Source organism: Microbacterium sp. SWDP-B6 (assembly GCF_059803615.1).
Genome location: NZ_JAPFGV010000006.1, coordinates 168511 through 194721, shown reverse-complemented (window position 1 = coordinate 194721; position 26211 = coordinate 168511). Strand labels below are relative to the sequence as shown.

The 26211-nt window shown below is 68.6% G+C and carries 25 protein-coding genes and 1 tRNA gene; 6 read left to right on the top strand and 20 right to left on the bottom strand.

The features are described from left to right. Nucleotides 1-32 precede the first annotated feature (32 nt). Nucleotides 33-2321 (bottom strand): glycoside hydrolase family 3 C-terminal domain-containing protein, encoded by a 2289-nt coding sequence (locus tag OPU70_RS10520; RefSeq protein WP_498557710.1) that lies wholly within the window; start codon nt 2319-2321, stop codon nt 33-35. 92 nt (nt 2322-2413) lie between these two features. Here OPU70_RS10520 and OPU70_RS10515 point away from each other — a divergent pair, with 92 nt between their 5' ends. Next, nucleotides 2414-3010, top strand: a complete 597-nt coding sequence (locus tag OPU70_RS10515; protein WP_042537007.1) for a TetR/AcrR family transcriptional regulator — start codon at nt 2414-2416, stop codon at nt 3008-3010. Nucleotides 3011-3085: 75 nt separating this feature from the next. Here the strand turns inward: OPU70_RS10515 and OPU70_RS10510 are convergent, their stop codons facing one another. From OPU70_RS10510 to serS, 4 genes are all read right to left on the bottom strand, one after another. After that, complete coding sequence (locus OPU70_RS10510; protein WP_052492826.1) at nt 3086-4339, bottom strand: LCP family protein; 1254 nt, start codon at nt 4337-4339, stop codon at nt 3086-3088. Nucleotides 4340-4393: 54 nt separating this feature from the next. Then, a tRNA-Ser gene (locus tag OPU70_RS10505) sits at nt 4394-4478 on the bottom strand. 42 nt (nt 4479-4520) lie between these two features. Beyond that, the gene (locus OPU70_RS10500; protein ID WP_042537005.1) at nt 4521-5342 is read right to left on the bottom strand and encodes an HAD family hydrolase; all 822 of its coding nucleotides are present in this window, start codon (nt 5340-5342) and stop codon (nt 4521-4523) included. Further along, nucleotides 5339-6622: a serine--tRNA ligase gene (gene serS, locus OPU70_RS10495; protein WP_079112217.1), complete on the bottom strand. Its 1284-nt coding sequence runs from the start codon at nt 6620-6622 to the stop codon at nt 5339-5341. The genes OPU70_RS10500 and serS overlap by 4 nt, the downstream gene beginning before the upstream one ends. Before the next feature lie 74 nt (nt 6623-6696). On the opposite strand from serS, the gene OPU70_RS10490 reads away from it, so the two are divergent. Continuing rightward, a complete protein-coding gene (locus OPU70_RS10490) occupies nt 6697-7695 on the top strand; it encodes a diacylglycerol/lipid kinase family protein (RefSeq protein ID WP_079112216.1) in 999 nt (332 codons plus the stop codon). 30 nt (nt 7696-7725) lie between these two features. Here the strand turns inward: OPU70_RS10490 and OPU70_RS10485 are convergent, their stop codons facing one another. From OPU70_RS10485 to OPU70_RS10475, 3 genes are all read right to left on the bottom strand, one after another. Beyond that, the gene (locus OPU70_RS10485) at nt 7726-8466 is read right to left on the bottom strand and encodes a hypothetical protein (RefSeq protein WP_309694064.1); all 741 of its coding nucleotides are present in this window, start codon (nt 8464-8466) and stop codon (nt 7726-7728) included. A 51-nt stretch (nt 8467-8517) separates the two neighbouring features. Next, entirely contained in the window at nt 8518-9978 is a 1461-nt protein-coding gene (gene cls, locus OPU70_RS10480) for a cardiolipin synthase (protein ID WP_042536999.1), read from the bottom strand. A 100-nt stretch (nt 9979-10078) separates the two neighbouring features. Continuing rightward, on the bottom strand, nt 10079-10252 hold the full coding sequence (locus OPU70_RS10475; RefSeq protein WP_164481682.1) for a hypothetical protein: 174 nt from the start codon (nt 10250-10252) through the stop codon (nt 10079-10081). Between the two features lie 112 nt (nt 10253-10364). Here OPU70_RS10475 and OPU70_RS10470 point away from each other — a divergent pair, with 112 nt between their 5' ends. Then, nucleotides 10365-11483, top strand: coding sequence for a DUF4192 family protein (locus tag OPU70_RS10470; RefSeq protein WP_498557709.1), 1119 nt, complete (start codon nt 10365-10367; stop codon nt 11481-11483). On the opposite strand, the gene lysS is transcribed toward OPU70_RS10470, so the two are convergent. Then, nucleotides 11476-13002 carry a lysine--tRNA ligase gene (gene lysS / locus OPU70_RS10465; RefSeq protein WP_498557708.1) on the bottom strand — a complete coding sequence of 509 codons (1527 nt, stop codon included), beginning with the start codon at nt 13000-13002 and terminating at the stop codon, nt 11476-11478. The two genes, OPU70_RS10470 and lysS, sit on opposite strands and share 8 nt — an antisense overlap. An 81-nt stretch (nt 13003-13083) precedes the next feature. Here lysS and OPU70_RS10460 point away from each other — a divergent pair, with 81 nt between their 5' ends. Next, the gene (locus tag OPU70_RS10460) at nt 13084-14922 is read left to right on the top strand and encodes a DUF2207 domain-containing protein (protein WP_498557707.1); all 1839 of its coding nucleotides are present in this window, start codon (nt 13084-13086) and stop codon (nt 14920-14922) included. 2 nt (nt 14923-14924) lie between these two features. Here OPU70_RS10460 and OPU70_RS10455 read toward each other — a convergent pair whose 3' ends face one another. From OPU70_RS10455 to hpt, 10 genes are all read right to left on the bottom strand, one after another. Then, nucleotides 14925-15629 (bottom strand): DUF2520 domain-containing protein, encoded by a 705-nt coding sequence (locus OPU70_RS10455; protein WP_042536992.1) that lies wholly within the window; start codon nt 15627-15629, stop codon nt 14925-14927. Then, complete coding sequence (locus tag OPU70_RS10450) at nt 15622-17631, bottom strand: PH domain-containing protein (protein ID WP_498557706.1); 2010 nt, start codon at nt 17629-17631, stop codon at nt 15622-15624. The genes OPU70_RS10455 and OPU70_RS10450 overlap by 8 nt, the downstream gene beginning before the upstream one ends. Continuing rightward, complete coding sequence (locus OPU70_RS10445; protein ID WP_498557705.1) at nt 17628-18224, bottom strand: PH domain-containing protein; 597 nt, start codon at nt 18222-18224, stop codon at nt 17628-17630. Before OPU70_RS10445 ends, OPU70_RS10450 begins: the two co-directional genes overlap by 4 nt. Then, nucleotides 18178-18657, bottom strand: a complete 480-nt coding sequence (locus tag OPU70_RS10440) for a DUF3180 domain-containing protein (RefSeq protein ID WP_498557704.1) — start codon at nt 18655-18657, stop codon at nt 18178-18180. The genes OPU70_RS10445 and OPU70_RS10440 overlap by 47 nt, the downstream gene beginning before the upstream one ends. Continuing rightward, nucleotides 18654-19193: a 2-amino-4-hydroxy-6-hydroxymethyldihydropteridine diphosphokinase gene (gene folK / locus OPU70_RS10435; RefSeq protein WP_498557703.1), complete on the bottom strand. Its 540-nt coding sequence runs from the start codon at nt 19191-19193 to the stop codon at nt 18654-18656. Before folK ends, OPU70_RS10440 begins: the two co-directional genes overlap by 4 nt. Continuing rightward, on the bottom strand, nt 19190-19582 hold the full coding sequence (gene folB / locus OPU70_RS10430) for a dihydroneopterin aldolase (RefSeq protein WP_042536981.1): 393 nt from the start codon (nt 19580-19582) through the stop codon (nt 19190-19192). Before folB ends, folK begins: the two co-directional genes overlap by 4 nt. Nucleotides 19583-19586: 4 nt before the next feature. Continuing rightward, nucleotides 19587-20390, bottom strand: coding sequence for a dihydropteroate synthase (folP, locus tag OPU70_RS10425; RefSeq protein ID WP_498557702.1), 804 nt, complete (start codon nt 20388-20390; stop codon nt 19587-19589). Further along, complete coding sequence (folE, locus tag OPU70_RS10420) at nt 20387-20992, bottom strand: GTP cyclohydrolase I (RefSeq protein WP_042536978.1); 606 nt, start codon at nt 20990-20992, stop codon at nt 20387-20389. Before folE ends, folP begins: the two co-directional genes overlap by 4 nt. Before the next feature lie 3 nt (nt 20993-20995). Next, nucleotides 20996-22996: an ATP-dependent zinc metalloprotease FtsH gene (gene ftsH / locus OPU70_RS10415; protein ID WP_042536976.1), complete on the bottom strand. Its 2001-nt coding sequence runs from the start codon at nt 22994-22996 to the stop codon at nt 20996-20998. Between the two features lie 81 nt (nt 22997-23077). Next, nucleotides 23078-23629 (bottom strand): hypoxanthine phosphoribosyltransferase, encoded by a 552-nt coding sequence (gene hpt / locus OPU70_RS10410; RefSeq protein WP_042536974.1) that lies wholly within the window; start codon nt 23627-23629, stop codon nt 23078-23080. Nucleotides 23630-23768: 139 nt separating this feature from the next. Between hpt and OPU70_RS10405 the strand changes: the two genes are divergently transcribed. Beyond that, nucleotides 23769-24359, top strand: a complete 591-nt coding sequence (locus OPU70_RS10405) for a DUF937 domain-containing protein (RefSeq protein WP_498557701.1) — start codon at nt 23769-23771, stop codon at nt 24357-24359. A gap of 91 nt (nt 24360-24450) precedes the next feature. Here OPU70_RS10405 and tilS read toward each other — a convergent pair whose 3' ends face one another. Continuing rightward, a complete protein-coding gene (gene tilS / locus OPU70_RS10400; protein ID WP_498557700.1) occupies nt 24451-25437 on the bottom strand; it encodes a tRNA lysidine(34) synthetase TilS in 987 nt (328 codons plus the stop codon). 77 nt (nt 25438-25514) lie between these two features. Here tilS and OPU70_RS10395 point away from each other — a divergent pair, with 77 nt between their 5' ends. Then, nucleotides 25515-26174: a TMEM175 family protein gene (locus OPU70_RS10395; protein ID WP_475433691.1), complete on the top strand. Its 660-nt coding sequence runs from the start codon at nt 25515-25517 to the stop codon at nt 26172-26174. Nucleotides 26175-26211 lie beyond the last annotated feature (37 nt).

The window sequence follows — 26211 nt, the reverse complement described above, 5'->3', positions numbered from 1 at the left end:
AGAGGGCGCTTCGTCGTTCGGACGGTCTGAGATCAGGCCGGCGTCAGCACTCCCGCGTTCGCGCCCTCGAGCAGCTGCTCGACCTGCTCGTGCGTGACGTCGACACCGGGGAATCCGATCAGTCGGCCGATCGGGAACGACGCCATCATCTTCTGCATCGCCTCGTCGTTCGGCATCATCGAGGCGGCCGACGAGTCCGCACCGGTCAGCTCTCCCAGGAATCCGCCGAGGGCGCCCATGACGGCGGGGCCAGCTACGGGGTGCGCGAGGACATCGCCGATCGACGAGTTCATCGTGAGGGGAAGCGAGACGGCATCGCCCTCGACCTGCACGGTCGTGGAGGAACGGATGTCGCGGCTCGACGCGGCGACCTCGACCGTGTACTCGCCGCTCTCGACGATCCAGCGGTCGACGCGCACGTCCCAATAGGCGAGGTCCTCTCGGCGCACGACGAGCTCGACGGTACGGGTCTCACCCGCAGCGAGCGCCACCGATGCGAAGGCCTTGAGCTCGCGCGGCGCGCGCTGCACGACGGAGGCGACCGGGGCCGCATAGACCTGCACGATCTCGCGGCCGTCGCGGTCTCCGGTGTTGGTCACATCGACCCGCACGACGATGTCGCCGCTCTCGCTCGCCGCAACCGACGCCTCGCCATACGAGAACGTCGTGTACGAGAGGCCGTACCCGAAGGGGAAGGTGACGTCGAGGCCCTTCGCGTCGTACCAGCGGTAGCCGACCAGCACGCCCTCGCCGTAGCGGACGTGACCGAACTCACCGGGGAAGTTGCCGAACGAGGGGTTGTCCTCCAGCCGCACCGGAACGGTCTCGGTGAGCTTTCCCGAGGGGTTCACCGCTCCGTAGAGCACGTCGGCGACAGCGCCGCCGCCGGCCTGGCCGAGCAGCCACGTCTCGACGATCGCCGGCACCCGCTCGGCGAAGGGCAGCGCGACGACGCCGCCGTTCGAGAGCACGACCACCGTGGTGGGGTTCGCCGCGATCACGGCGTCGAGCACCTCCAGCTGCGCAGCGGGCAGATCGATGTGCTCGCGGTCGAAGCCCTCGGATTCCTCGGCAGCGGGAAGGCCGAGGAACATGACGGCGACGTCGGCTGCGGATGCGACGGCGACGGCCTCGGCGCGCAGGTCGTCGGCCGAACGGCCGGATGCCGCGATGTCACCGCCCTCGACAGCGAAGCCGGCAGCGTACGTGACGTTCTCTCCGCCCACGGCACGGAGCTCGTCCCACGCGGCGTCGACGCGGGTGGGGTTGATGAGCGAGGATCCGGCTCCCTGGAAGCGCGGCTCGGTCGCGAAGGCTCCGATGACGGCGATCCTCCGCTCGGCGGCGAGCGGCAGCACGTCGCCGTCGTTCTTCAACAGCACGATCGAGCGTCCGGCCGCTTCCCTCGCGAGCGCATGGTGCGCGTCGACGTCGAGAGGACCTGCGACGGCCGGGCGCCGCTGCGCCTTGCGCACGAGATCGATCGCACGGTCGGCTGCGGTGTCGAGCACGCTCTCGTCGAGCTCGCCGGCGCGCACCGCGGCCACGAGCTGAGCATCCGTCCGCCCGCCCGACGACGGCATCTCGAGGTCGAGACCGGCGGCGACGCCAGCCACGCGGTCGTTCACAGCACCCCAGTCCGAGACGACCACACCGTCGAAGCCCCAGTCATCGCGCAGCACCTGTGTGAGCAGCCACGGGTCCTCCGAGGCGTAGACCCCGTTGATGCGGTTGTACGAGCACATGACGGTCCACGGCTCGGCATCCTTGACCACACGCTCGAAGCCGCGCAGGTAGATCTCGTGCAACGGACGCGGGTCCACGTCGGAGCTCGCGCGCATGCGATCGAACTCCTGGTTGTTGGCCGCGAAGTGCTTGAGCGAGGTGCCGACGCCCTGCGACTGCACTCCACGCACCGAGGCCGCACCGAGGATCCCCGAGACGATCGGGTCCTCCGAGAAGTACTCGAAGTTGCGACCGCACAGGGGCGACCGCTTGATGTTGATGCCGGGGCCGAGCACGATGGCGACGTCTTCGATCGCCGCCTCGACGCCGATGGCCGCGCCGACGCGCTCGACGATCTCGGGATCGAACGACGAGCCGATGCCGACAGCGGGAGGGAAGCAGGTCGCCGGCACACTGCTCGAGAGACCGAGGTGATCGGTGCCGCCTGCTTGCTTGCGCAGGCCGTGCGGGCCGTCGGTCATCACGATCGACGGCAGACCGACGCGCTCGATGGCCTTCGTCGTCCAGAAGTCCGCACCGCTGGTGAGCGATGCCTTCTCCTCGAGGGTGAGATCGGATGCCGATGTATCGGTCATGATGTTCCTTTCGCGGCGACGGCGGTGTCCTGCGAAAACTATATGCCAGTAAGTATTGGATCTCAAACGTTGTTCAGGATTACTCTCGAGGGATGGCACGACGAGGTTCATACGCGAAGGGCGTCGCCAGACGCGAGGAGATCCTCGAGAGCGCTCTCGATGTGATCGGCCGCAAGGGCTACCAGAACGCCTCGCTCAAGCAGATCGCCGAGCTGGTCGGCGTCACCCCCGCCGCGCTCCTGCACTACTTCGGCAGCAAGGAGGAGCTCTTCACCGAGGTGCTGCGCAAGCGCGACGAGCACGACGGCATGATGCCGCAGACGCTGAATCCGGTCGACGGCAAGTCCGCGTTCATCGATGTCATCCGCCACAACACCGAGGTCCCCGGAGTCGTCGAACTGTTCTCACGCCTCTCGGTCGACGCCGTCGACCCCGCGCATCCGGCCCATCAGTACTTCCTCGAGCGCAGCGAGAAGCTCCGCGAGAGCATCACCGACAGCTTCGTCCACGACGCCGCCCACCGGGCGACGCTCGACCCGGACACCATGGCACGGGTGATCCAGGCGGTCGCCGACGGGCTGCAGCTGCAGTGGATGATCGACCGCTCCGTCGACATGCCGGGCATCATCGGAGCCCTCATGGACGTGCTCTACCCGCCGACCGATCAGCCGGAGACGCCTACGCGCTGAACGCGGAGAACCGCCCACACCCTGACAGGCAGGAGGGGCGGTTCTTCGGGATGGTCCGTGCGGTCGGCGTGGACGTCAGCGGACGTTTCCGTTCGAGCAGGTCTGCTGCGCGGCCGAGTTGCCCTTGATCGTGTCAGGCAGCGCTACGACGTTCTCAGGTGTCGCCGCAGGGTCAGGCGTCGCCGCCTCGGCACCCGCGTCGGCGGGCGTCTGCGTGGCCGGATCCGTCACGACGACTCCGTCGTTCTCGGTGTTCTGATGCGTGACCTGCAGCTGGGCGTTCTCGTTGATCGCGTTCCACATGGCCTCGGCGGACTCCTTGTCCGGCACGACGCGGTTGGGGTCGGCCGGGTCCGCGAACGTCGGGTACTGCAGGAAGACGATGTCCTCGAACGGCACGGACTTCACCGCGAGCGCGATCTGCACGATCTTCATCGGGTCGGCGAGCGAGGTGCTCGCCTCGACGTTGTCGAGACCGGTGGTCGCGAGCTTCAACATCATGGGGACGTTGCCGAGCGTCTCGCCGCTGATCAGCGTGCGCGCCAGGCTCGACATGTACTGCTGCTGGTTGCCGATGCGTCCGAGGTCGCTGCCGTCTCCGACGCCGTGGCGGGTGCGGAGGAACTGCAGAGCGGTGATGCCCTCGATCACGTGGTTCCCGGCTGCCAGATCGAGGCCCGTGTAGCGGTCCTTGATCGGAGAGGCGAGGCACACCTCGACGCCGCCGATCGCATTCGTGATCTCGATCACACCGCCGAACGTGACCGATGCCGCGAACTGGATCTCCTGACCGGTGAGGTCGGAGACGGTCTTCGCGACGCAGTTGAGTCCGCCGTCGGTGTAGGCGGTGTTGATCTGCTGCTTGCTCATCGCGGAGTGCACGTCGCCCTCGGCGTCTTCGCACTCGGGGATCGGCACCATCATGTCTCGGGGCAGGCTGACGACGGTGATGCGGCGGGGCTCCTCCGACACGTGCAGGAGGAGATTCACGTCATTGAGCGTGCCTTCGGAGTCGGCGCCGGTGCAGCGTTCGCCGAAGTACTGCGCATAGGCCTCTTCGCACGTGTCGACACCGGTGAGGAGCATGTTGAATCCGCCCTCGTACTCGCTGATGTCCGGCGGCAGCTCCTCGGTGCTGTCCAGCTCGACCGCGTTGGCCGAGACCGTGCTCGAGAGGTCGTAGACGATGTACGAGACGACGCCGAAGCCGCTCACCAGGACGACGGCGAGACCGATCGCGATGAACGTCAGAAGCTGGCTGACGGGGCCCGGCGAGTGGAGCTGTCCGTGTCGCGCGATGGTACGACGGCGTCGGGTGTGAGGACTCACTCGGTGCCTTTCGGTTTCAGCGTGCGGTGCGGGGGGACACCGTTCCCTGGAATGCGGAGGGTGTGGGATTCGAACCCACGAGACATCTCTGCCCACTGGTTTTCAAGACCAGCTCCATCGGCCACTCGGACAACCCTCCCGACAGACGAATCTGCCGACAAGCCGTGAGTCTAGCCGAGTTCTATTCTCTCGCGCTGACCTGGGCGGCCGCTGGAAGCGTGTTCAGTGCCATTGCGAGCCCGCCGTCCTCGACGTCGCCGGTCACCTCGCCCGCGGCATCCTTGACCTCTGCGGGCGCCTGCCCCATGGCGACGGCACGGCCGTCGAGCCCCAGCGCCCACCCGAACATGCCGATGTCGTTGCGTCCGTCGCCGGCCACGAAGACCTGCCCGCGCTCGAAGCCGAGCTCGGTGCGCACGCGCTCGAGCGCCGTGCCCTTGTCGACGCCCTGCGGCGCGATGTCGAGCCACGCCGTCCAGCCGATCGCGTACGAGACCTCGTTGAGTCCTGCGTCCGCGACGAGGCGGTGGAAGTCCTCCTCATCGTGCCCCGGCGACACGACGACGACACGGGAGACCGGCTCGGCGACCAGCTCTTCGAAGCCGACCTGTCGTCCGCCGTCGAGCGTCCAGTCGTCCAGGTGCTCGGTGTACAGCCTGAGCCCCGAGCCGAGCTCGACCATGTACCGGGCCTCCGGCAGGCGGTCGCGCAGGAGAGCGAGCACGGGAGACGGATCGAACGTCTCGATGTGCCACCGCTCCCACTCGTCGCCCACCCGACGCATGGTCACCGCTCCGTTCGAGCACACCACGAACTGCGGGGTCAGCTCGAGCTGCTCGACCCAGCGACGCGTGGCCATCCAGCTGCGTCCGGTGGCGATCGTCACCTCGTGACCGGCATCTCGCAGCCGCGCGACGGCCTCGGGCACGCCGGGGCTCATCGTCTCGTCCTGCAGGATGATCGTGCCGTCGACGTCGAGCCCGACGAGCCAGGGAGCCGTCACGCGGTCGGCTCCAGAACCTCGAGTCCGCCGAGGTAGGGCCGAAGCACCTCCGGCACGCGCACAGAACCGTCGGCCTGCTGGTGCGTCTCGAGCAGCGCGACGATCCAGCGGGTCGTCGCGAGCGTGCCGTTGAGGGTCGCCACCGGCTGCGTCTTCGCGGTCTGGCCCTCGTGAGCCTCGGGCCGGTGTCGGATGTCGAGGCGGCGCGCCTGATACGTCGTGCAGTTCGAGGTGGAGGTGAGCTCGCGGAAAGCACCCTGCGTCGGCACCCACGCCTCGATGTCGTACTTGCGCGCTGCGCTGGAGCCGAGGTCGCCTGCTGCGACGTCGATCACGCGATAGGCGAGGCCGAGCGAGGTCAGCATCTCCTCCTGCAGAGCGACGAGACGCAGGTGCTCAGCTTCCGCATCCTCCGGGTTCGTGTAGACGAACATCTCGAGCTTGTTGAACTGGTGCACCCGGATGATGCCGCGGGTGTCCTTGCCGTGCGAGCCCGCCTCGCGGCGATAGCAGGTCGACCAGCCGGCGTACCGCAGCGCGCCCTTGCCCAGATCGAGGATCTCGTCCTTGTGGTATCCGGCGAGCGCGACCTCGCTGGTGCCCACGAGGTACAGGTCGTCGTCCTTGTCGAGGTGGTAGACCTCGTCTGCGTGCTCGCCGAGGAATCCGGTGCCCTGCATGATCTCCGGCCGCACCAGGGTGGGCGTGATCAGCGGCACGAAGTCGTTCTGCAGCGCCTTGTCGAGCGCGAGGTTCATGAGCGCGATCTCGAGACGAGCCCCGATGCCGCGCAGGAAGTAGAACCGAGCGCCAGACACCTTCGCGCCGCGCTCCATGTCGATCGCGCCGAGGATCTCACCGAGCTCGAGGTGATCACGGGGTTCGAAATCGAATGCGGGCACCTCACCGACTCGGCGCAGCTCGACGAAATCGGCCTCGCCCCCGGCGGGGACGCCGTCGATGACGACGTTCTCGATGCGTGCGAGAGCAGCGGCCAGGGCCTCGGCAGCCTCGTTCGCCGCCTGCTGCGCCTGCTTGACGCGCTCGGCGAGATCCTTGGCCTGCGCCACGAGCGCCGCCTTCTCGTCTTTCGGCGCCTTCGCGACCTGCTTGCCGAACGCGTTCTGCTCGGCCCTCAGCTCCTCGAACGCGGCGAGCGCCGCGCGGCGCGATCGGTCGGCCTCGAGCGCGATGTCGACGGTGCCCTGGTCGTTGCCACGGGCGGCCTGAGAACGGCGGACGATCTCCGGATTTTCGCGGAGGAGTGCGAGGTCGATCATCCACCAAGTCTATGGTGCGGCCCGGGCGCGTCCGCCGCGACCGGGTGGGTCGACGCCCGGGTTAGAGTAGCGCCATGACCACGAGCGCCACCGGCCGACGCCAGGCGGCGCTCATCTACAACCCGATCAAAGTCGACGAGAAGCATCTGCGGGCCAGAGTCCGCGCGCTCTCGAGCGAGGCAGGGTGGGAGCACCCGGCCTTCTATCCGACAACGATCGAAGACCCCGGCCAGGCTGCGACGGCCCAAGCCCTCGCCCGCGCTGTGGATGTCGTGCTCGTGGCCGGCGGAGACGGCACGGTGCGCGCGGTCTCCGAAGCCATCGCGAACACCGGGGTGCCACTCGCGATCCTGCCGAGCGGCACCGGAAACCTGCTGGCGCGCAACCTGGGGCTCCCGCTGGCCGACCCGGACGAGATGATCCGCGCGGCGCTGGGCGAGTTCCGCCACGCGATCGACATCGGCTGGGCGCGCCTGACGCGGGAGAACGGCGAGCACGAGGAGCACGCCTACGTCGTTCTCGCGGGCGTCGGGCTGGATGCCGACATGATCGCCAACACCCGCCCAGACCTGAAGAAGTCGGTGGGATGGATCGCCTACGTCGACGGAGCCGCGAGGTCGCTCGTGACCGCCGAGCCGTTCCGCTCCGTGTTCCAGATCGACGACGGCCGCCTGCACTCGACCAAGGTGCACAGCATCCTGTTCGCCAACTGCGGCACTCTGCCGGCGGGCATCTCTCTGATCCCCGACGCGTCGATCACAGACGGCGTCCTCGACGTCGCCGTGATCCAGCCCACCGGCATGTGGGGCTGGCTCGGGGTCTGGCGCAAGATCTGGTGGGACAACTCGGTGCTGCGGCGCTCACGCGCCGGTCGCCGGGTGCTCGAACGTCGGGGCCGGGATGCCTCGGTGCACTACTTCCGCGGAGCCGCCGCCGAAGCGGCCGTGACCTCCCCCACCCCGATCGAACTCGACGGCGATGAGTTCGGGACCGCGGTGCGCATCACCTGCCGCGTCGACCCCGGGGCGCTCCTGCTGGCCCTTCCCGCCGACCATCCGGTCGCGTCGTTCTGATCGCTGCGGCTCGGGCGTCCGAGTGCTGCGTCAGCCCCGCACCTCGACCGTGCCGTCGAGGCCGCCGCCGACGAGCGTGAGAGTGAAGGCGTCGTCGTCGACGGCATCTTCGCCGAACTCCAGGATCGTCGCACGCGGCGCCATGTCCATGGTGCACACCTGGTCGTCGTCGGTCGCGAAAGTCGCCGTGCCCGAGGCGCCAGAGCCCTCGAGATCCTCGACCACGGGGGCGCAGCTCGACGAGCCCCAGGTGAGCAGGACCAGCGAGCCGTCGTCGAACCAGCCGGCGGTCGGTGCGTACTCGGTCGATGAGCCGGGAGTGCCGGTGAACGAGGGGTCACCGTCGAGATCGACGTCGTCGACGACGTCGCCGTAGGTCACCTGCAGGGTGATCTCCTTCGTCGGGTCGACACCTTCCGGCAGCGCACCGACGCTCGCACGCGACGCAAGATCGGCCGTGCATGCCTTCTCGCCGTCTCCCTCGGACTCCGGCTCGACGAGTGTCACCGAGACGGTCTGCCCTTCCGCCGTCACCGTGTCGACCTGCGGAACACAGGTGGAGGATCCCCAGGTGACGACGGCGAACATCCGGCCGTCGTCGAGCAGCGTGCCTTCGACGTCATCCGAGTCGTCCGTGCTCTGGCCGGGCCCGCTCGAGGGGTTCGAGGTCGCCTGCGACCCGGTGGCCCCAGGACCGATCGTGCACCCTGCGACGAGCAGCACGGCGGCCAAGGACGAGAGTGCGGCGATGACACGCGATGGGGATTCCATGCACACAGGGTACCGGCCGCGGTCTGCGGAGGGCACCCCCGCCTTGCCGCCCTACTGCAGCGCCGAGGTGAGGCGCGCGAGGTTGTCGAGGACGGTCGAGCGCAGAGGCTGCTGCATCCACTCCTCGAGAGTCAGCTCCCTGCTGAGGGAGCGGTAGACGTCTTCGACGGCGCGCATCTCGGAGACGAACTCCTCGCCCCGCACCAGCATCGACACCTCGAGGTTCAGACCGAACGAACGCATGTCCATGTTGCTCGAGCCGATCACGGCGACCTGGTCGTCGATGGTGAGGCTCTTCGTGTGCAGGATGTAGGGCTTGCGGTACATCCAGATCCGCACCCCGGCCTTGAGCAGCGCCTCGTAGTAGCTGCGCTGCGCGTGATAGACCATCGCCTGGTCTCCCTCTTCGGAGACGAACAGCTCGACCGCGACTCCACGGTCGACCGCGGCGGTGACGGCGAGCAGCAGCGCTTCATCCGGCACGAAGTACGGGCTGACGATCATGATCTTCTCTTTGGCCGCGTAGAGCAGCCCGAGGAAGAGACGCAGGTTGTTCTCGACCTCGAACCCGGGCCCCGACGGCACGACCTGGCAATCGAGATCTCCCGACCCGGTCTCGGCGTGCGAGATGTCGATCTCCTGCAGGACCTCGTCGGTCTCGCTGTACCAGTCGCTGAGGAAGATGGCGTTCACACTCAGCACGACGGGGCCGTCGATGCGGACCATGAGGTCGACCCAGTGCAGACCGCGCTTGATGTTCTTGGGCAGGTTGTAGGTCGAGTCCGTGACGTTCTGCGACCCGAGGAAGGCTACTTTGCCGTCGACGACGAGGAGCTTGCGGTGGTTGCGCAGGTCGGGCCGCTGCATGCGCCCCTTCAGCGGCTGCACCGGAAGCATCAGATGCCAGTTCGCGCCCATGCGATCGAGCCGCCTGACGGTCTGCCGATACTTCGGCTTCCATCTGTTCGCCCAGTGGTCGAGGAGCACGCGGACGTGCACGCCGCGCTCTGCGACCTCTTCCATCGCGCGGAAGAAGTTGTCTGTCGAGGCGTCGGCCTGGAGGATGTAGAACTCGATGTGGACGTAGTCCTCGGCCTTGCGGATCTCGTCGGCCATCGCGTCCAGCGACTCCTGATAGTCCGCGATCAGATGCGCGCCGTTGTCCCCCGAGATCGGCAGCGCTCCGAGCCTGTGGTTCATCTCGACGAGCGGGGGGAACCAGCTCGGCGCATCCGGTCGCAGGGTGCCGAAGTGCAGGTGCTCGCTCGTCTCGGCGATGTACTCGTTGATCTGATCCTGCTTGCGGCGGCGGGCGCGCGGCAGGCGCGGGTTCCCGATGAGCAGGAAGAGGAAGACGCCGATGAACGGGATGAAGAAGACCGCGAGCAGCCACGCCATCGCCGCAGTGGGTCGCCGGTTGCGCGGGATCACGATGATCGCCGTGATGCGGATCGTCAGGTCGAGGGCGATCAGGAACGCCGCGGTCCACCAAGCCCAGATCTCGGGCGTCATCCCTCGTCCTCTCGGCCGGTCGGCACTCCGACGCCGGGCGCGTCAGTGGGCACCGCGGACGGTGCGCTGGCTACACAGTAGCCGATGGTGCCGACGCCGCTCAGGAGCGCGGCGGCAGACCGCGCGCGGCCCGCTCCTCGGCCTCGATCCGTGCGTGCACCTTGCGTTCGGTGCGATCGAACCGCAGGATTCCGCGGAGCACGAAGAAGAACACGACGCTCACCCCGATGGTCGGGATGATCGACCATGCGGCTGCTAGCCAGAAGTTCTCCATGGCTCCATGGTACGCGACCCACTGCTCCTCCACACTCGGGGGCCTGCAGCTGATCGACGATCGGCGCTGTGGAATCGGACCGTCACGACAGCGGTGCGATGAGACTCGCCGGATGACAACACTGCTCCGCGCTTCCGGCTCCGCTGAGTTCCTCAGCATCGTCCCCTCCCTCGCAGGCTTCACCCCGACCGAGAGCCTCGTCCTGCTGCCGTTCCGAGGCACACGCACCTACGGTGCGATGAGACTCGACCTCCCCCGCGACGACGTCGAGCTCGAGGACTACGCGGATGCTGCGGTCGGTCTGGTCTCCCGAGTCGAGCGGACGGATGCGGTCGCCCTCGTCGTCTACACGGACGAGGCTGCGCAGCAGACGCGCGATGGGCTCGTCCTTCCCTTCGCCGTGGAGGTCGACGAACTCCTCGGGCGCGCGGAGGACGCGGGACTGCGAATCGTGGACGCGCTCTGCGTGACCCCCGGCGGCTGGTCGAGCTATCTCGTCGGCGACCCGCAGCTCCGCGCTCTCGATCGCACGGCCCCCGAGGTGCCCGGCGTCGGCGACGTCTCAGGCGACCAGCGTGCCGGCGCTGTTCTGCCGACGGCAGGCTTCGCCGACAGAGAGAGGGTGGGGCGAGCGCTGCGTGACGTCTCCGACCTCCTCGCGCAAGGCGGAGAGGCCCGGCCGACGGGCACCGAGAACCCCCAGGCGATCGCTGCGCTCGTGCTCCTCGAAGACATCCCGGCATTCTTCGAAGCCGTGCTCGCGTCACCCGATGATCTGCCGCCGTTCGCCACCGCCGCACTCCTCTGGTGCCTCGAGCGCCCGCTGATCCGAGATGTGGCACTGACGCAGTGGGCGACCGATGTCCGCGGCGGCGAACGCACACTCGAGGCGCAGCTCACCTTCGCCGACTCCGGTTCCACGGTGCCGGACGACCTCGGCGAGGTCTTCCTCGGTCGAGGGCCCACTCCCGATCCGGAGCGGCTCGGGGCCGCCCTCTCACTCGTCCGGACCGCCGCAGCGCTCGCGCCGCGAGACACCAGGCCCGCACCGCTCACCGCTGCGGCATGGCTCTCGTGGGCGCTCGGCCGATCGAGTCACGCCGGGCAGTACCTCGATCTCGTGCGGGCGATCGACCCCGAATACGGCCTCGCCGCGCTGCTCGAGACGATGATCAACGCGGCGATGCTGCCGGAGTGGGCGTTCAGACGCGGCGCGACGCCCGCTACTTGACCAGCGGGAACAGGATGGTCTCGCGAATGCCGAGCCCCGTGATCGCCATCAGCAGGCGATCGATCCCCATGCCCATTCCCCCGGACGGCGGCATGCCGTGCTCGAGTGCCCGCAGGAACTCCTCGTCGACGGGCATCGCCTCGACATCGCCCCGAGCGGCGAGCTTCGCCTGTTCGACGAAGCGCTCGCGCTGGATGACGGGGTCGACGAGCTCGGAATATCCGGTCGCCAGCTCGAAGCCGCGGATGTACAGGTCCCACTTCTCCACCACGCCCTCGATCGAGCGGTGCTCGCGCACGAGCGGCGAGGTGTCGACGGGGAAGTCCATCACGAAGGTGGGCCGCACGAGGTCGCCCTTCACGAAGTGCTCCCACAGTTCTTCGACCAGCTTGCCGTGCGTCGCCTGAGCGGGCAGGTCCACACCGTTCGTCTCGGCGAACGCGATCAGGTCCTCGACCGAGTCGCTCGGCGTGATCGTGCGACCGGAGGCCGCCGACAGCGACTCGTACATCGAGATGCGATCCCATTCGCCGCCGAGGTCGTACTCGGTGCCGTCGGCCCAGGTCACCGTGGTCGAACCGGCCACCGCGATCGCCGCCTGCTGCACGAGCTCCTGCGTCAGGGCGGCCATCTGGTTGTAGTCGCCGTAGGCCTGGTAGGCCTCGAGCATCGCGAACTCCGGGCTGTGCGTCGAGTCGGCGCCCTCGTTGCGGAAGTTGCGGTTGATCTCGTACACCCGCTCGATGCCGCCGACGACGGCGCGCTTCAGGTAGAGCTCGGGCGCGATGCGCAGATAGAGCTCGGTGTCGAAGGCGTTCGAATGCGTGACGAACGGACGAGCGGATGCTCCACCGTGCTGCACCTGCAGCATGGGCGTCTCGACCTCGAGATAGTCGTGGCTGCCGAACGTTGCCCGAAGGCTCGCGTTGACCGCGGCGCGGGCGCGCACGGTCGTACGCGCCTGCTCGCGGACGATCAGATCGAGGTAGCGGCTGCGCACACGCCCCTCCTCGCTGAGCTCGGAGTAGGCATTGGGCAGCGGCAGGATCGCCTTCGAGGCGATCGCCCACGCATCGGCCATGATCGACAACTCGCCTCGGCGGCTGGAGATCACCTCGCCGTGCACGAACACGTGATCACCGAGGTCGACGTACTCCTTCCAGTCAGCGAGCGACTCCTCCCCGACGTTCGCGAGCGAGATCATCGCCTGGATCCGCGAGCCGTCGCCGGCCTGCAACGTCGCGAAGCACAGCTTGCCGGTGTTGCGGCTGAAGACCACGCGACCGGCGACGCCGACGACGACACCGGTCTCGGCACCGGCTTCGAGCTCGCCGTACTCGGCGCGCAGCGCGGGGATCTGGTGGGTCACGGGCACACTGACCGGGAAGGCTCCCCCGCCGGCGTCCGCTCGGTTCGCGACCAGACGCTCGCGCTTGGCCAGGCGCACGGCCTTCTGCTCGTGCACGTCTTCTTCGGTGGCGGCGGTGGTCGTGTCGGGCGCGGCAGACGCGTCAGTCATTCGGGGCTCCTTGAAAAGTCGTGTCCAGTTTACCGAGGTCGCGTCCCTCACCCCGCGGTCGAGTCTGGGTAGCCTCGAAGCATGGCAGCCACCAGACTCGCCCACGTTCTCGTCACGACCGGTCTCACCGCCGCTGCGCTGCTCATGTCAGCGGCTCCCGCTGCCGCAGCAGCGCCACCCGCGGCCCCCGCGTCCGGTGCGACCGCGGTCCGCGCCGATGTCGACGACTTCGCGTACGCGTCGTGGGACGCGCGCTACGAGGTGGGACTCGACGACGACGGGCGCGCCCGCATGCACGTCACCGAGACCCTCACGGCGCGCTTCCCCGACACCGACCAGAACAAGGGGATCGTCCGCGGACTGCCGACCAGCTACGAGAATGCGTGGCTCGATCCGCGTGTGCTGTCCGTGACCGACGAGACCGGCGCCGACGTGCCGTACGAGACCGAGAACGAGGACGGACTGCTGCTGGTCCTCACCGGCGACGACGACTACGTGCGCGGACTCACGACCTACGTCATCGAATACGAGATGCGCGACGTGATCCTCGCCGCCGACTCCGGCGTCGACGAGTTCTACTGGGACCTGCTGCCGCTCGACAGCACTCAGCGCATCGAGGCCTTCCATGCTGAGGTCGCGTTCGACGAGGCGATGACGGATCGGATGACCGGCGACGCGCGCTGCTACGCCGGCTACCAGGGCTCGACAGACGAGTGCGATCTGATCGCATCCTCGGACGGCTCGCAGCTCAGTGTCGAGGCGACGGAGCTCTCCCCCGGAAAGGGCATCACGATCGCCGTCGGATTCGAGTCGAACACCGTCGCGCAGCCCTCGGCTCGGCAGCCCAACCCCGTGACCGACACAGTACCCGCTGTCGCCGCGCTCGGTGGACTCGCGCTCTCGGTCGCCAGCTGGTTCACCGTCTCGGCCTTCAAGAGGAACCGGCGCAAGGCCAGCGGCATCATCGTGGCCCAGTACGACGTGCCGGACTCCCTGCCGCCGCTGCTCGCCGCCGCGATCGTGCCCGGAGCCAAGGATCCGATCCCGGCCGAGATCATCCACCTCGCTGTGCGCGGCACGCTCCGCATCGAAGAGGGGACGGACGCCGAACAGCCGCGGCTGCGGCGCCTTCCGGGTGGCCGGATCCCCGACCAGCTCGATGTCGAGGCGCTGGACGCGCTGTTCGCCGGCGCGGACTCCTCGGGGGTCGCCGAACTCCCCCACGCGAGCGAGGAGTTCGCCGCTCGCATGAAGACCCTGTCGCAGCACGGCATCGAGGCGGCTGCCTCGCGCGGGCTCACCACGAAGGCCCGCAGCAGGGGCGCGATGATCGTGCAGTGGTGCGCGATCGGCATCGTGCTGATCGGCTTCGCCCTGGGCATGTCGGGAATCATCGCGGGGAGGGTCTCGGCGATTCCCGCGTTCGTGGCGATCGCCTTCGGAGCGTTCCTCGTCTTCCTGTCATCCTTCTACAGCTTCTCGAGGCACACGGTGCTCTCTGCCGAAGGGGCTCGGCAGTACGAGTACCTCATGGGCGTGCGGGAGTTCATCCGCGTCGCTGAAGCCGATCGGCTGCAGATGCTCCAGTCGTACTCCGGCGCCGAGCGGCGGCAGGACGGCAGCGCGAACGTGATCGTCGTCTACGAGCGCCTGCTCCCCTACGCGATGCTGTTCGGAATGGAGAACGAATGGGGAGCCCTGCTCGAGCAGGTGTACGCCTTCGAGCAGCGCGGGGCGACGTGGATCGGCGACCCCAGCACACCGTTCGTCCACGGCCAGCTCATCGCATTCGCCGCCTCTTCGCAGGCTTCCGCGACGTACTCGGCGCCGAGCGCCAGCAGCTCGTCGAGCGCAGGCGGATCGTTCGGCGGCGGCTTCTCGGGCGGCGGCGGGGGCGGCGGCTTCTCGGGCGGTCGCTGACCTCAGAGGAGCGGCTGCGGGCCGGACGCGTCTCGGAGCGCCCGCTCGACGGTCGACTGCACGAGTGCAGAGAGATAGCCGCCCGGGTTCTCGATGCCGAGTTCGCCGAGGCGCGAGGTGGACTGCGCGATGATCGAGCGCGAGAACTCGGTGACGGTCTGGATCGCGTCGGCATAGGCCTCACGATCCGCCTCCGATATCACCACCGGCTCGCACCCCATCTCGACGGCCAGTGCCTGCGCGATGGGCAGCACTGCGGCGGGAGCGGTGACCGCCGCATAGCTCGCCTGCAGCTGACGCAGATCGACCGAGGTGCCCGTGAAGGCGATCGCCGGATGCACAGCGAGCGGGATGGCTCCGCTCGCGGCCGCAGGTCGCAGCACCTCGATGCCGTGACCGGGATCGGTGTGCAGCACGAGCTGGCCGAGCTGCCAGCCTCCGACCTCGGCGATGCCGGTGATCAGAGCGGGCAGCTGGTCATGCGGCACGGCCACCACGACGAGCTCGCTGCGACGCACGACCTCCAGAGCATCGAGGATCGGCACGTCCGGCAGCACTGCTGATGCCCGGTCATCGTCCGAGCCGCTGGTGATTCCCGTGATCGCGTGTCCCGCTCCGGCGAGAGCCGCACCGATGACGGGCCCCACGCGCCCGGCCCCGATGATGCCGACCCCGAGGCGCCCGTCACGGCGCAGCGGATCACTCACCGTTCGGAGCCGGCGGCGCCGGAGGTGCCGGAGAGACGGGCGGCGCAGGAGGCGGCGAGACCGGCGGCGCGGGCGGCGGCGAGACCGGCGGCGCGGGCGGTGCCGGAGCCACGGCCGGCCGAGCAAGAGGCGCCTGCGGAGCCGCAGGAGGTGCCGGAGGCGCCGGAGCCGCAGGAGGTGCCGGAGGCCCAGTCGGAGAACCGACCGGAGCAGCAGGCGGCGCGGGAGGCGGAGGAACGGGAGCCGCGAGAACGGGAGCCGCGGTGTCCGCCCCGGCGCCCGGGTACCCGGGAACCTGCGCCCCCTCGGCATCCGTCACGTACTCACCCCATCGATGGGTGTGATCGCGCGCTGCGGCGGCGACCGCTGCCGAGCTCACGCCATCGAGGAGATACAGGGCGTCGTCGCGCTCGAGACCTGACAGATACCCCGTGATCAGGCCCTGCACGGAGTGCACCTGCGCACCTGAGACACGCTGCGCACGATCGATCGGTCCCTGAGAGAGCGACACGCCCTGCAGTCGTGCGAGCGGGAAGATGGCCAGCTTGCGCCAGACGACTCCGCGCCTGAGCAGCAGTCCGAACTCGGTCAGCGCGAAGCCGTGCCGCTTCCACGACACAGGTCGGCGCCACCATGCGCGCCGCGGCATCGTCCGATAGGGATCGCCCTCGACCGGACCGAGGATGCCGTGCTCCCAGACGAGCGGGATGTCGGCGACCGGAGCATCCGGGAGGATCAGGGCGAGCACCCGTTCGACATCGGCGCGCTTGCCGACTGGCAGCACGACGTTGAACTGCTGTGCGGAGCCCGACGACTGCTGCGCGGCGCTCTTGCCGCTCATGCGGTTGATCCTGATGGTCCACCAGCCGAACGGACGCCACAGCAGCGACTGCGTGACCTCCACGGCGAAGATGCGCCCCGGAGGCAGCGTCTCGGTCACGGTCGTCAACAGACCGTAGGTGATCCGCACGCCATCGGGCGTCGGAGCGATCGAATAGCGCAGCGACTTCGAGATCTGCGCCCAGGTGATTCCGACGATCGCGATGATCATGGGGATCCCGATGCCCAGCGTGATGCCGAGGCCGAGGAACCCGCCGATCGGATCGCCGTCGATCAGGGAGCCGATCGCGACGCCGCTGACCGCCACGCCGAAGATGATCCCGAAGAAGACGAACCAGATCACGCTCGAGATCAGCTGCGACCCGACCAGGCGACCGGTCGGGATCTTGACGACGCTCTCGGGCTCGACATCGGCGAGGTCGACGCCGCTGATCAGATCGTTGACCCCGGCGTTCACCGACCCGACGAGCTGCGCTCGCGCCGAACCAGGCGCACCGCCGGCGGCACCCGCGGCATCCGAGGGCCGCACTCCGGCTGCGGCATCCGCGGCTGTCAGTCTCGCCGCGCGCGCACCTGAGGCGAGACGCAGGATGTCGGTCCGCACCGCCTCTGCGCGCGGCGTGGCGAGGTACTCGAGCTCGACGTTGGAGTCTGTGCCCGCCCCGACGACCTCGAGCTTCGCGAGTCCGATGATGCGCGCGGGGAACGGGCGGGTGAGGTTGACGCCCTGAACCCGATCGAGCGGTGCGCGCCGGTGCGAGCGGAAGACGATGCCCTTGCGCACCTCGACATGATCGCCGGTGATCCGGAACTGCTGGAACCGCCACACGAACCAGAAGACGAGCACGAGCACGGCGACGAGCGCCAGCACGCTGAGCAGCACCACGATGAGCAGGTTGTTCTCGAAGACCCAGTCGACGGGATCGCCGCCCGAGTAGTCGTCGTAATGCACCTCATCGGGAGTGAAGAACTCGACGAACCAGGCGATGAGCCGATCACGCAGGTTGGCGATCACGATACCCGCGATGATGATGAGCGCCAGCCCGCCCTTGAAGAGCGGGGTGAGCGGGTGCATCCGGTGCCACTCGCCGTCGGCGAGGGTCTCGTCCCGCTCCGGGGATTCGGCCGGTGCCGGGGGCGATGGGAAGGACTGATCGCTCACAGGCCCGTCCGGCGGGTCTCGGCGACGGCGATCAGGGTGTCGCGCAGCGCCTCGGCGGCAGCCTGTGCGAGTCCGGGGATCTGCACGCCTGTCGTCGCGGCGGCGGTGACCATCTTGAGCTGCGAGACGCCGAAGGCCCGGTCGAGGGGCCCCTGCGTGATGTCGACGAGCTGCATGCGGCCGTACGGCACCGCGATCATGCGCTGCCAGAGGATGCCCTTGCGGAAGACGATGTCGTCATCGCGGAGCATGTACCCGATCGCCTTGGCCTGCCGGGGGAGGATCACCAGCGTGATCAGGGTGATGAGCACGATGACGCCTGCCGGGATCCACGCCCAGGTCTGGTCGAGCACCAGCGCCAGCACGAGGGCGGCCGCCAGCACGAACGCGACGAAGATCAGATTCTGAAGGACCTGCGAGACCACGTAGCGCGGCGAGATCTGATGCCAGGTGCCGTCGAGCTCCAGCCTCGCCTCGTTGCGCACGGTGCGCAGCTGCGAGTAGGTGCCCTGGTCGAGGGCAGCGAGATCGGTGACCTCCGTCGAACTAAGCGGTGCCGGGGTCCCCGGCTCGATCTCTGGGTTCTGAGTCATCAGGATCCTTCGGCAGGGTGCAGAACTGTTCGGCGATGAGCGCGACGACCGCGAGCACGATCGCGCTTCCGATCAGTGCCACCATCGCCACAGTCGACCCTACCGGGGGATCGATCGGCCTGGAGAGAAGGAACGCCAGCAGCCCCGCACCGAACCCCGCCATGATCGCCCCGACCAGGCTCGATGCGCGGGCGAGCGTCACCGCACGGGTCGCGCGGAACGGATCGATGCGGATGCCGTTGCGAACGCTCGTACGCACCGGCCAGGCGACCCCCAGCGAGGCCCCGGCGATGAGCAGCAGCAAGACGGGCAGGAGCAGCGACGGCGTGAAGGTCGTGCGGCCCATCGCCGTCAGCATGTGGTCGAGGACGAAGCCCCCGGCCGCGGCGAGCACGGCGAGGACCGCGAGGAGTCCGAGGGAGGTGCGCTTCATGAGCGCTCCCCGCGACGCAGCCCGGCGACGAGCTCGGCCACGCGACCTCTGCCTGGCAGCACGGCGTCACTGTCGAGCTCGAGCCACGGTTCGAGCACGAACAGCCGCTCGAAGGCACGAGGGTGCGGCAGCTGCAGACCATCGCCGTCGGCCGACTCGTCGCCGTATGCGATCAGGTCGAGGTCGAGGGTTCGATCGCCCCAGCGCTCATGGCGCTCACGCCCGTGCTCGTCCTCGATCGCGTGCAGCATGCCGAGCAGGATCGACGGGGCGAGGCGCGTGGTGACCAGCGCGACCGCGTTCACGTATCCGGGGGCCTCCGGATCAGGCCCGTCGAGCCGCAGCGCCACCGTCTCGAACAGCGACGACAGGCGCACGTCTCTGACCAGCGGCAGCCGCGCGATGCGCTCGGCTGCGGCCCGGATCGTGTCCTCGCGATCGCCGAGGTTCGCGCCGAAGGCGACGACGGCCACGGCCTCCTCCCGCCCGGGTCGGGGGCCGGGCAGGCTCGGCGGGTTGGCCAGGTTGCGACTCATCGCGATGCCTCCTCGGCGGATCGCTGCCGCGCCCGGCGCACCGTGACGGCGACATCGGAGAACGTGAGCGCGATCGGGGCGTGCGGCTTGTGCACGGTGACGGTGACCGAATGCACCCGATGGTCGGTGAGCGCGACTGCGGCGATGCGCTCCGCGAGCGTCTCGATGAGGTTCACCGGCTCGCCCGCGACGACCTCGGCGACCTTCTCTGCGAGCTCTCCGTAGTGCACGGTGTCGGCCACATCGTCCGATGCGGCCGCGTCGTTCAGCGGCATCCTGAGGCGAAGGTCGATCGTGAACTCCTGGCCGTTCTCACGCTCGTGGTCGTAGACGCCGTGCCGACCGAACACGGTGAGTCCTGTCAGGGCGATCTCGTCGAGGACATCCATGGTCCTACTTCCCCTCCCAGGCGTGCACGATGGCGAGAGCATCACGGGTGGCACCGACATCGTGCACCCGCACGGCCCACACCCCCGCCCGCGCGGCCAGCGCGCTGGTGACGGCGGTCGCGAGATCGCGCCGCGCTTCCGAGACCTCCTCGGGGTTCACTCCGATGGTCTCCGCGAGGAATCGCTTGCGTGACGTGCCGATGAGCACGCGCGGGCCGAGCGCGACGATCTCGTCGAGTCCGCGCAGGACGCCCCAGTTCTGTCCGCCTCGCTTCGAGAACCCGATGCCCGGATCGAGGATCAGCCGCGACGGCGCGATCCCCGATGCCGCGGCCTCGCCCATCCGCTCCTGGAGCTCCCCCGCCACCTCGCGAGCAGTCCGACGGTAGATGGCGTTCGCATACATGTCTTCAGGGCTGTCGCGCCAGTGGCCGATCGCATAGTCGGCGCCGGATTCGGCGACCGCCGCGAGCATCTCGGGGTCGGCCAGTCCACCGGAGACATCGTTGACGATCCGTGCCCCCGCACGCACGGCTGCCGCGGCGGTGGAGGCGTTGATGGTGTCGACGCTCACGGGCGCTCCGGCAGCGACGAGGCGCTCGATGACCGGGAGCACGCGCTCCTGCTCGACCTCGTCTCCCACCCGCTCGGCGCCGGGCCTGGTCGACTCGCCGCCGATGTCGAGCACGGTGGCTCCGTCGGCCCGCAGCCGCAGGCCGTGCTCGACTGCCCGATCGACGTCGAGATAGCGGCCGCCGTCGCTGAACGAGTCGGGCGTGACGTTGACGATGCCCCAGATGCCTGTCATCCGTGCGCCATTCCCAAGCCCGACGCCCCGATCAGCGCGATGAGCTCGGCCCGTGCGATCGGCTCGGTGTATTCGCCCCGGGCGGCGATCGTGAGCGTCGAGGCCTCCGGCTGTCGTCCACCGCGCATGGTCACGCAGCCGTGGCTCGCGTCGAGCACCACGAGCACGCCACGGGTGTCGAGATGCTCGGCGATCGTGTCGGCGATCTGCTCGCCCAGGCGCTCCTGCACCTGAGGGCGACCGGCGAGGATCTCGACCACGCGCACGAGCGCTCCGAGTCCGACGACCTGCTCCCCCGGCAGATACGCGATGTGCGCACGCCCGGCGAACGGCAGCAGGTGGTGCTCGCACACCGACCGGAAGCGGATGTCTCTCAGCAGCACGGCACCCGACGGGAGGGTGTCGGGAGCAGGACCCCGAGCGACGCTGATCGTGTGCGCGAGCGGAGCCGCCGGGTCCTCTCCCACGCCCGCGAAGAACTCCGCATAGAGATCGCCCAAGCGGGTCGGTGTCTGCTTCAGGCCCGGACGATCAGGGTCTTCGCCGATCGCCTCGAGCAGTTCCCTGGTGAGCCGTTCGACACGCGCGCGGTCGACAGACACGGGTCAGGCCGTCGCGGGTCGAGCCTGGCCGGCTCCCGCCGATCCGGGCTGCGTGCGGGGAGCCGAAGTGGGCGCTTCGACCGAAGCCACCAGCGAGACGTCCTTCTTCGGGACCTCGATCGGAGGCCGCTCCGAAACGGGGCGGTCCTCGCTCGAGAGCCACAGCGGACGCTCGGGGAGCTTCTTCACCTCGGTGAAGATCTCCGCGATCTGGTTGTGATCGAGGGTCTCCTCCTCGAGCAGCGACAGGGCGAGGCGATCGAGGATGTCGCGGTTGGCGCTGATGACCTCGTAGGCCTCGTTGTGAGCCTGCTCGATGAGCGCGCGCACCTCTGCGTCCACCCGCTCGGCAACCCTCTCCGAGTACTCGCGTCCCCTGCCCATGTCGCGACCGGCGAAGGGCTCGCCGCCCTCGCTGCCGAGCTTGACCGGTCCGACCTGGGTGGTCATGCCGTACTCGAGCACCATCTTGCGAGCGATCGACGTCGCCTTCTCGATGTCGTTCGAGGCGCCGGTGGTCGGGTCGTGGAACACGATCTCCTCAGCGACGCGACCGCCCATGGCGTAGGTCAGCTGGTCCTGCAGCTCGTTGCGGGTGATGGAGTACTTGTCGTCGAGCGGCAGCACCATCGTGTAGCCGAGAGCCTTGCCCCGGGGCAGGATCGTGATCTTCGTGACGGGGTCGGTGTAGTTCATCGCCGCGGCAGCGAGAGCGTGACCGCCCTCGTGGTACGCGGTGATGAGCTTCTCCTTGTCCTTCATCACGCGGGTGCGACGCTGGGGGCCGGCGATCACGCGGTCGATGGCCTCATCGAGGGCACGGTTGTCGACCAGCTGCGCGTTCGAGCGAGCGGTCAGCAGTGCGGCCTCGTTGAGGACGTTCGCGAGATCCGCTCCGGTGAAGCCGGGGGTCTTGCGGGCGACGACTTCGAGGTCGACGCTCTTCGACAGCGGCTTGCCCTTGCTGTGCACCTCGAGGATCTTCTGGCGCCCGCGCAGGTCGGGGGCGTCGACGCCGATCTGGCGGTCGAAGCGGCCGGGGCGCAGGAGAGCCGGGTCGAGGATGTCGGGGCGGTTGGTCGCCGCGATCACGATGACGTTCGCGTTCGGGTCGAAGCCGTCCATCTCGACGAGCATCTGGTTGAGCGTCTGCTCGCGCTCGTCATTTCCGCCGCCCATGCCGGCGCCGCGGTGGCGACCGACGGCGTCGATCTCATCGATGAAGATGATCGCCGGCGCGTTCTCCTTGGCCTGGTTGAACAGGTCACGGACGCGGGAGGCGCCGACACCGACGAACATCTCGACGAAGTCAGAACCCGAGATCGAGTAGAACGGGGCTCCGGCCTCTCCGGCGACGGCGCGGGCGAGCAGCGTCTTTCCGGTTCCTGGAGGGCCGTATAGCAGCACGCCCTTCGGGATGCGGGCGCCGATGGCCTGGAACTTGGCCGGGTCCTGCAGGAACTCCTTGATCTCGTGGAGCTCCTCGATCGCCTCGTCTGCACCCGCGACATCGGCGAAGGTGACCGTCGGGGTCTCCTTGTTGACGAGCTTCGCCTTGGACTTGCCGAACTGCATGACCTTGCTGCCGCCGCCCTGCATCGACGAGAGCAGCCACCAGAACAGCAGGCCGAGCAGCACGAGGGGAAGAAGAAGGGAGAGGATGCCGTCGAACCACGTCGCGCGCGGCACGGCGTCGTTGAAGCCGTCCTTCGGTTCGGCGGCGTTGATCGCCGAGACGACCTCTTCGGCGCGCGCCTCGACGTAGTAGAACTGAACGTTCTCCGAGCCCTCGAACGCCTTCGACAGGGTCATGTCGACGCGCTGGTCTCCGTCGGTGTTCACGACCTCGGTGACCGTCTTGCCGGAGAGCAGCTCCAGACCCTCCTGGGTCGTGATCTGCTTCGGCGCGCCGAGGTTCGAGATCAGCAGGAAGCCGCCGAACAGCAGCAGACCGATCAGAGCGACGTAGATCAGCGGATTCCGAGTGAGCTTCTTGACATCCATGGTCGGATCAGCGTATCGCGCGGGCCCTAGGTGGCCGCTGTGCGTTCACCCACGGCGTAGCGGTGCGCCCCGAGCAGCCGATCAGCTGTAGACGTGGGGAGCGAGCACCGCGACATCGCGCAGGTTGCGGTAACGCTCGTCGTAGTCGAGGCCGTAGCCGACGACGAAGTCGGTGGGGATGTCGAAGCCGACGTACTTGCAGTCGATGACGACCTTCGCGGCCTCCGGCTTGCGCAGCAGTGCGAGCACCTCGATCGACTCCGCACCGCGCGACTCGAAGTTCTCGAGCAGCCAGCTGAGGGTGAGGCCCGAGTCGATGATGTCCTCGACGATCAGCACGTGCTTGCCGTTCAGGTCGGTGTCGAGGTCCTTGCGGATCTGCACCACGCCGCTCGACTTGGTGCTCGCGCCGTAGCTCGAGACCGCCATCCAGTCCATCGGGGCGTGGAAGGGGAGAGCACGTGCGAAGTCGGCCATGACCATGACCGCGCCCTTGAGCACGCCGACGAGGATGATCTCCTTGCCCTCGTAGTCGGCCGCGACCCGAGTTGCGAGCTCATCGAGCTTGGCGATGATCTCCTCCTCTGTGACGAGGATCTGAGCAAGGTCGTCCTGGATCTCCGCGGCGCGCATGGATTGATTTTAGGTGACGCACCGGCATGGTCCCGCACAGGATCCGCAGATCGTCCACCAGAATTCCGGGTACAGGTCCGGCATCCGCACTACTGTGGCGCTTGAACGGGCGTGGGCCCGCAGACGGAAGGATTCACCCATGGCACTCGACGACATCCTCACGCAGGTCCCGATCGACGACATCGCCGCGAAGCTCGGAGTCTCCCCCGACGTCGCAAAAGAGGCAGTCGAACAGGGCGGCGCCGTGCTGCTCGGCGGCCTCGCCAAGAACGCGTCCACCGCGGAGGGCTCTGCGGCGATCGAGAACGCTCTGAAGCGCCACCAGGGCAAGCCCGGGGCGGCGAAGGTCGACGACATCGATCAGGCCGACGGTGGCAAGATCGTCGCGCACATCCTCGGCGACGACGAGAAGCAGGTCACCGAGAAGCTGACGGAGTCGAAGGAGACCGCCGGCATCGACTTCGGCAAGCTCCTCCCGATCCTCGCTCCGATCGTGATGGGCCTGATCGCCAACGCCACGAAGGACAAGTCCGCGAAGCCCGACGCTGCGGAGACGCAGTCGGGTGGCGGCGGCATCGGCGATGTGATCGGCGGGATCCTCGGCGGCGGCAGCTCGTCGGGTGGCGGCGGCATCGGAGACCTGCTCGGCGGCATCCTCGGCGGCGGCAAGTCCTCGGGTGGCGGCGGCATCGGAGACCTGCTCGGCGGGCTGCTCGGCGGCAAGAGGTAGCAGCCGCCCCTGCCTGACCAGAACCCCTGCGGTCCCCGAGGACGGGACCGCAGGGGTTCTCTCGTCGCTGCGGGTCGCGGAATACTGCGACTCAGCGCGCGGTGAAGACGATGCGTCCGCCCACCCGGGCCGCCGAGCACGACGGCAGGTCGATGGGGCCCTGACCCGCCCAGTCCGTGGCGAGCCGCGCGACCTCGAGAGTCTGCAGGCGCGTCAGGCCCACCCCGAACTCGCTGTCGACCACCAGTCGGATGATCCGATTGCGCAGAGCCGCCGGATTGGCGGCGAGAGCGGCGACGCTGACCGAGATCCCCGCCTCGGCATGCTCGACGATGTCCTCGATCGTCTCGTGGATCATCTCGTCGAACGCCTCGGCGTCTTCCCGCAGCTGTTCGGCCGTGCGCGCCAGAGCCTCGGCGATGCCGGGGCCGAGTTCCGATTCGAGCACTGGCAGCACCCGGTCGCGCACACGCACCCGGGCGAATCGCTGCTCTGCGTTGTGCGGGTCGTCCCAGACCTCGAGGTCGGATGCCGTGCAGCACGCTCGCGTGGTCTCGCGCCGCACCGCGAGCAACGGCCGCACCCAGCGCAGCCCGTCGTCGTCTTCGCGCACCGGCGCCATCCCCTGCAGGCTCGCCGCCCCGGATCCGCGGGCGAGACCGAGCAGCACCGTCTCGGCCTGGTCGTCGAGCGTGTGTCCGAGCAGCACGGCTGAAGCGCCGGCGTCCGCGGCAGCGTCCTTCAGCACCCGGTACCGCGCGTCGCGGGCCGCGGCCTCCGGACCGCCGTCCTCGCCCACCTCGACCCGGACGATGAGAGCGTCGAGCCCCAGCGCCGCCGCCGTTCGCGCGGCGCGCGCGGCGACAGCATCCGATCCGTCCTGAAGACCGTGGTCGACCGTGAGACTCCCCGCGCGGAGCCCGAGCTTGGGGGCTTCGAACGCGGTCGCCGCGGCGAGCGCGAGCGAGTCCGCTCCCCCGGAGAGAGCGACGACGACGGTCGATCCCGCGGGCAGATCGGCGAGCGCGGTGCGCACGGCGAGGCGGATCTCGGCGATGGCGGGTGATAGCGACGGCACAGACCAACGGTAGATCACGAGGATGGATCGCCGCGCAGGTCTCGCGCTCTGCGGGCTCTGCGTCCTAACCTGGCGCCGTGACGGATCACCCAGTGCGTTTCAGGGCAGTGCGGTTCAGGACAGAGCGGTTCAAGGCGTTCGTCGATGCCGTCGTCGCGATCGCGATGACTCTGCTGATCCTTCCGCTCATGGAATCCGTGTCCGAGGCCGCCTCCGGCACGCTCAGCACGGCCGAGTTCTTCGTCGAGCATTCGGGTCAGCTGCTGAGCTTCGGGCTGAGCTTCGTCCTCATCGCGACGTTCTGGATGGGCCACCATCGGCAGTACCGCGACGTCGAGTGGGTCACGGGCCCGCTGCTCTGGATCAACATCGCCTGGATGGCGACGATCGTCTGGCTGCCCGTGCCGACCGCGATGATCGGACAGATGGAGACCGACTCTCTGCAGCCGGTGGTCTACATCGGCACGCTGATCCTCACGCAGATCACGACCCTGGCGGGGTGGCTCTATCTGCTGCGTCATCCCGACTTCACGACGACGCCCGTCGAGGTTCTGCGAGCGGGCGTGATCGGCGACCTCGCCGCGATCATCCTGTTCCTGATCGCCCTCGCGATCGCGGTGTTCGTGCCGTCGCTCGGCTACGCCGGGCTCCTCGTGCTGCTGCTGACAGGGGTCGTGACGACGCTGCTGAGCCGGGCGTCCCGGCAGGCGCCCAGGCCATCCACCGGCCGCGGGTAGGCTAGTGCGCGGCATCCAACCGTCATTTCTGAGGAGC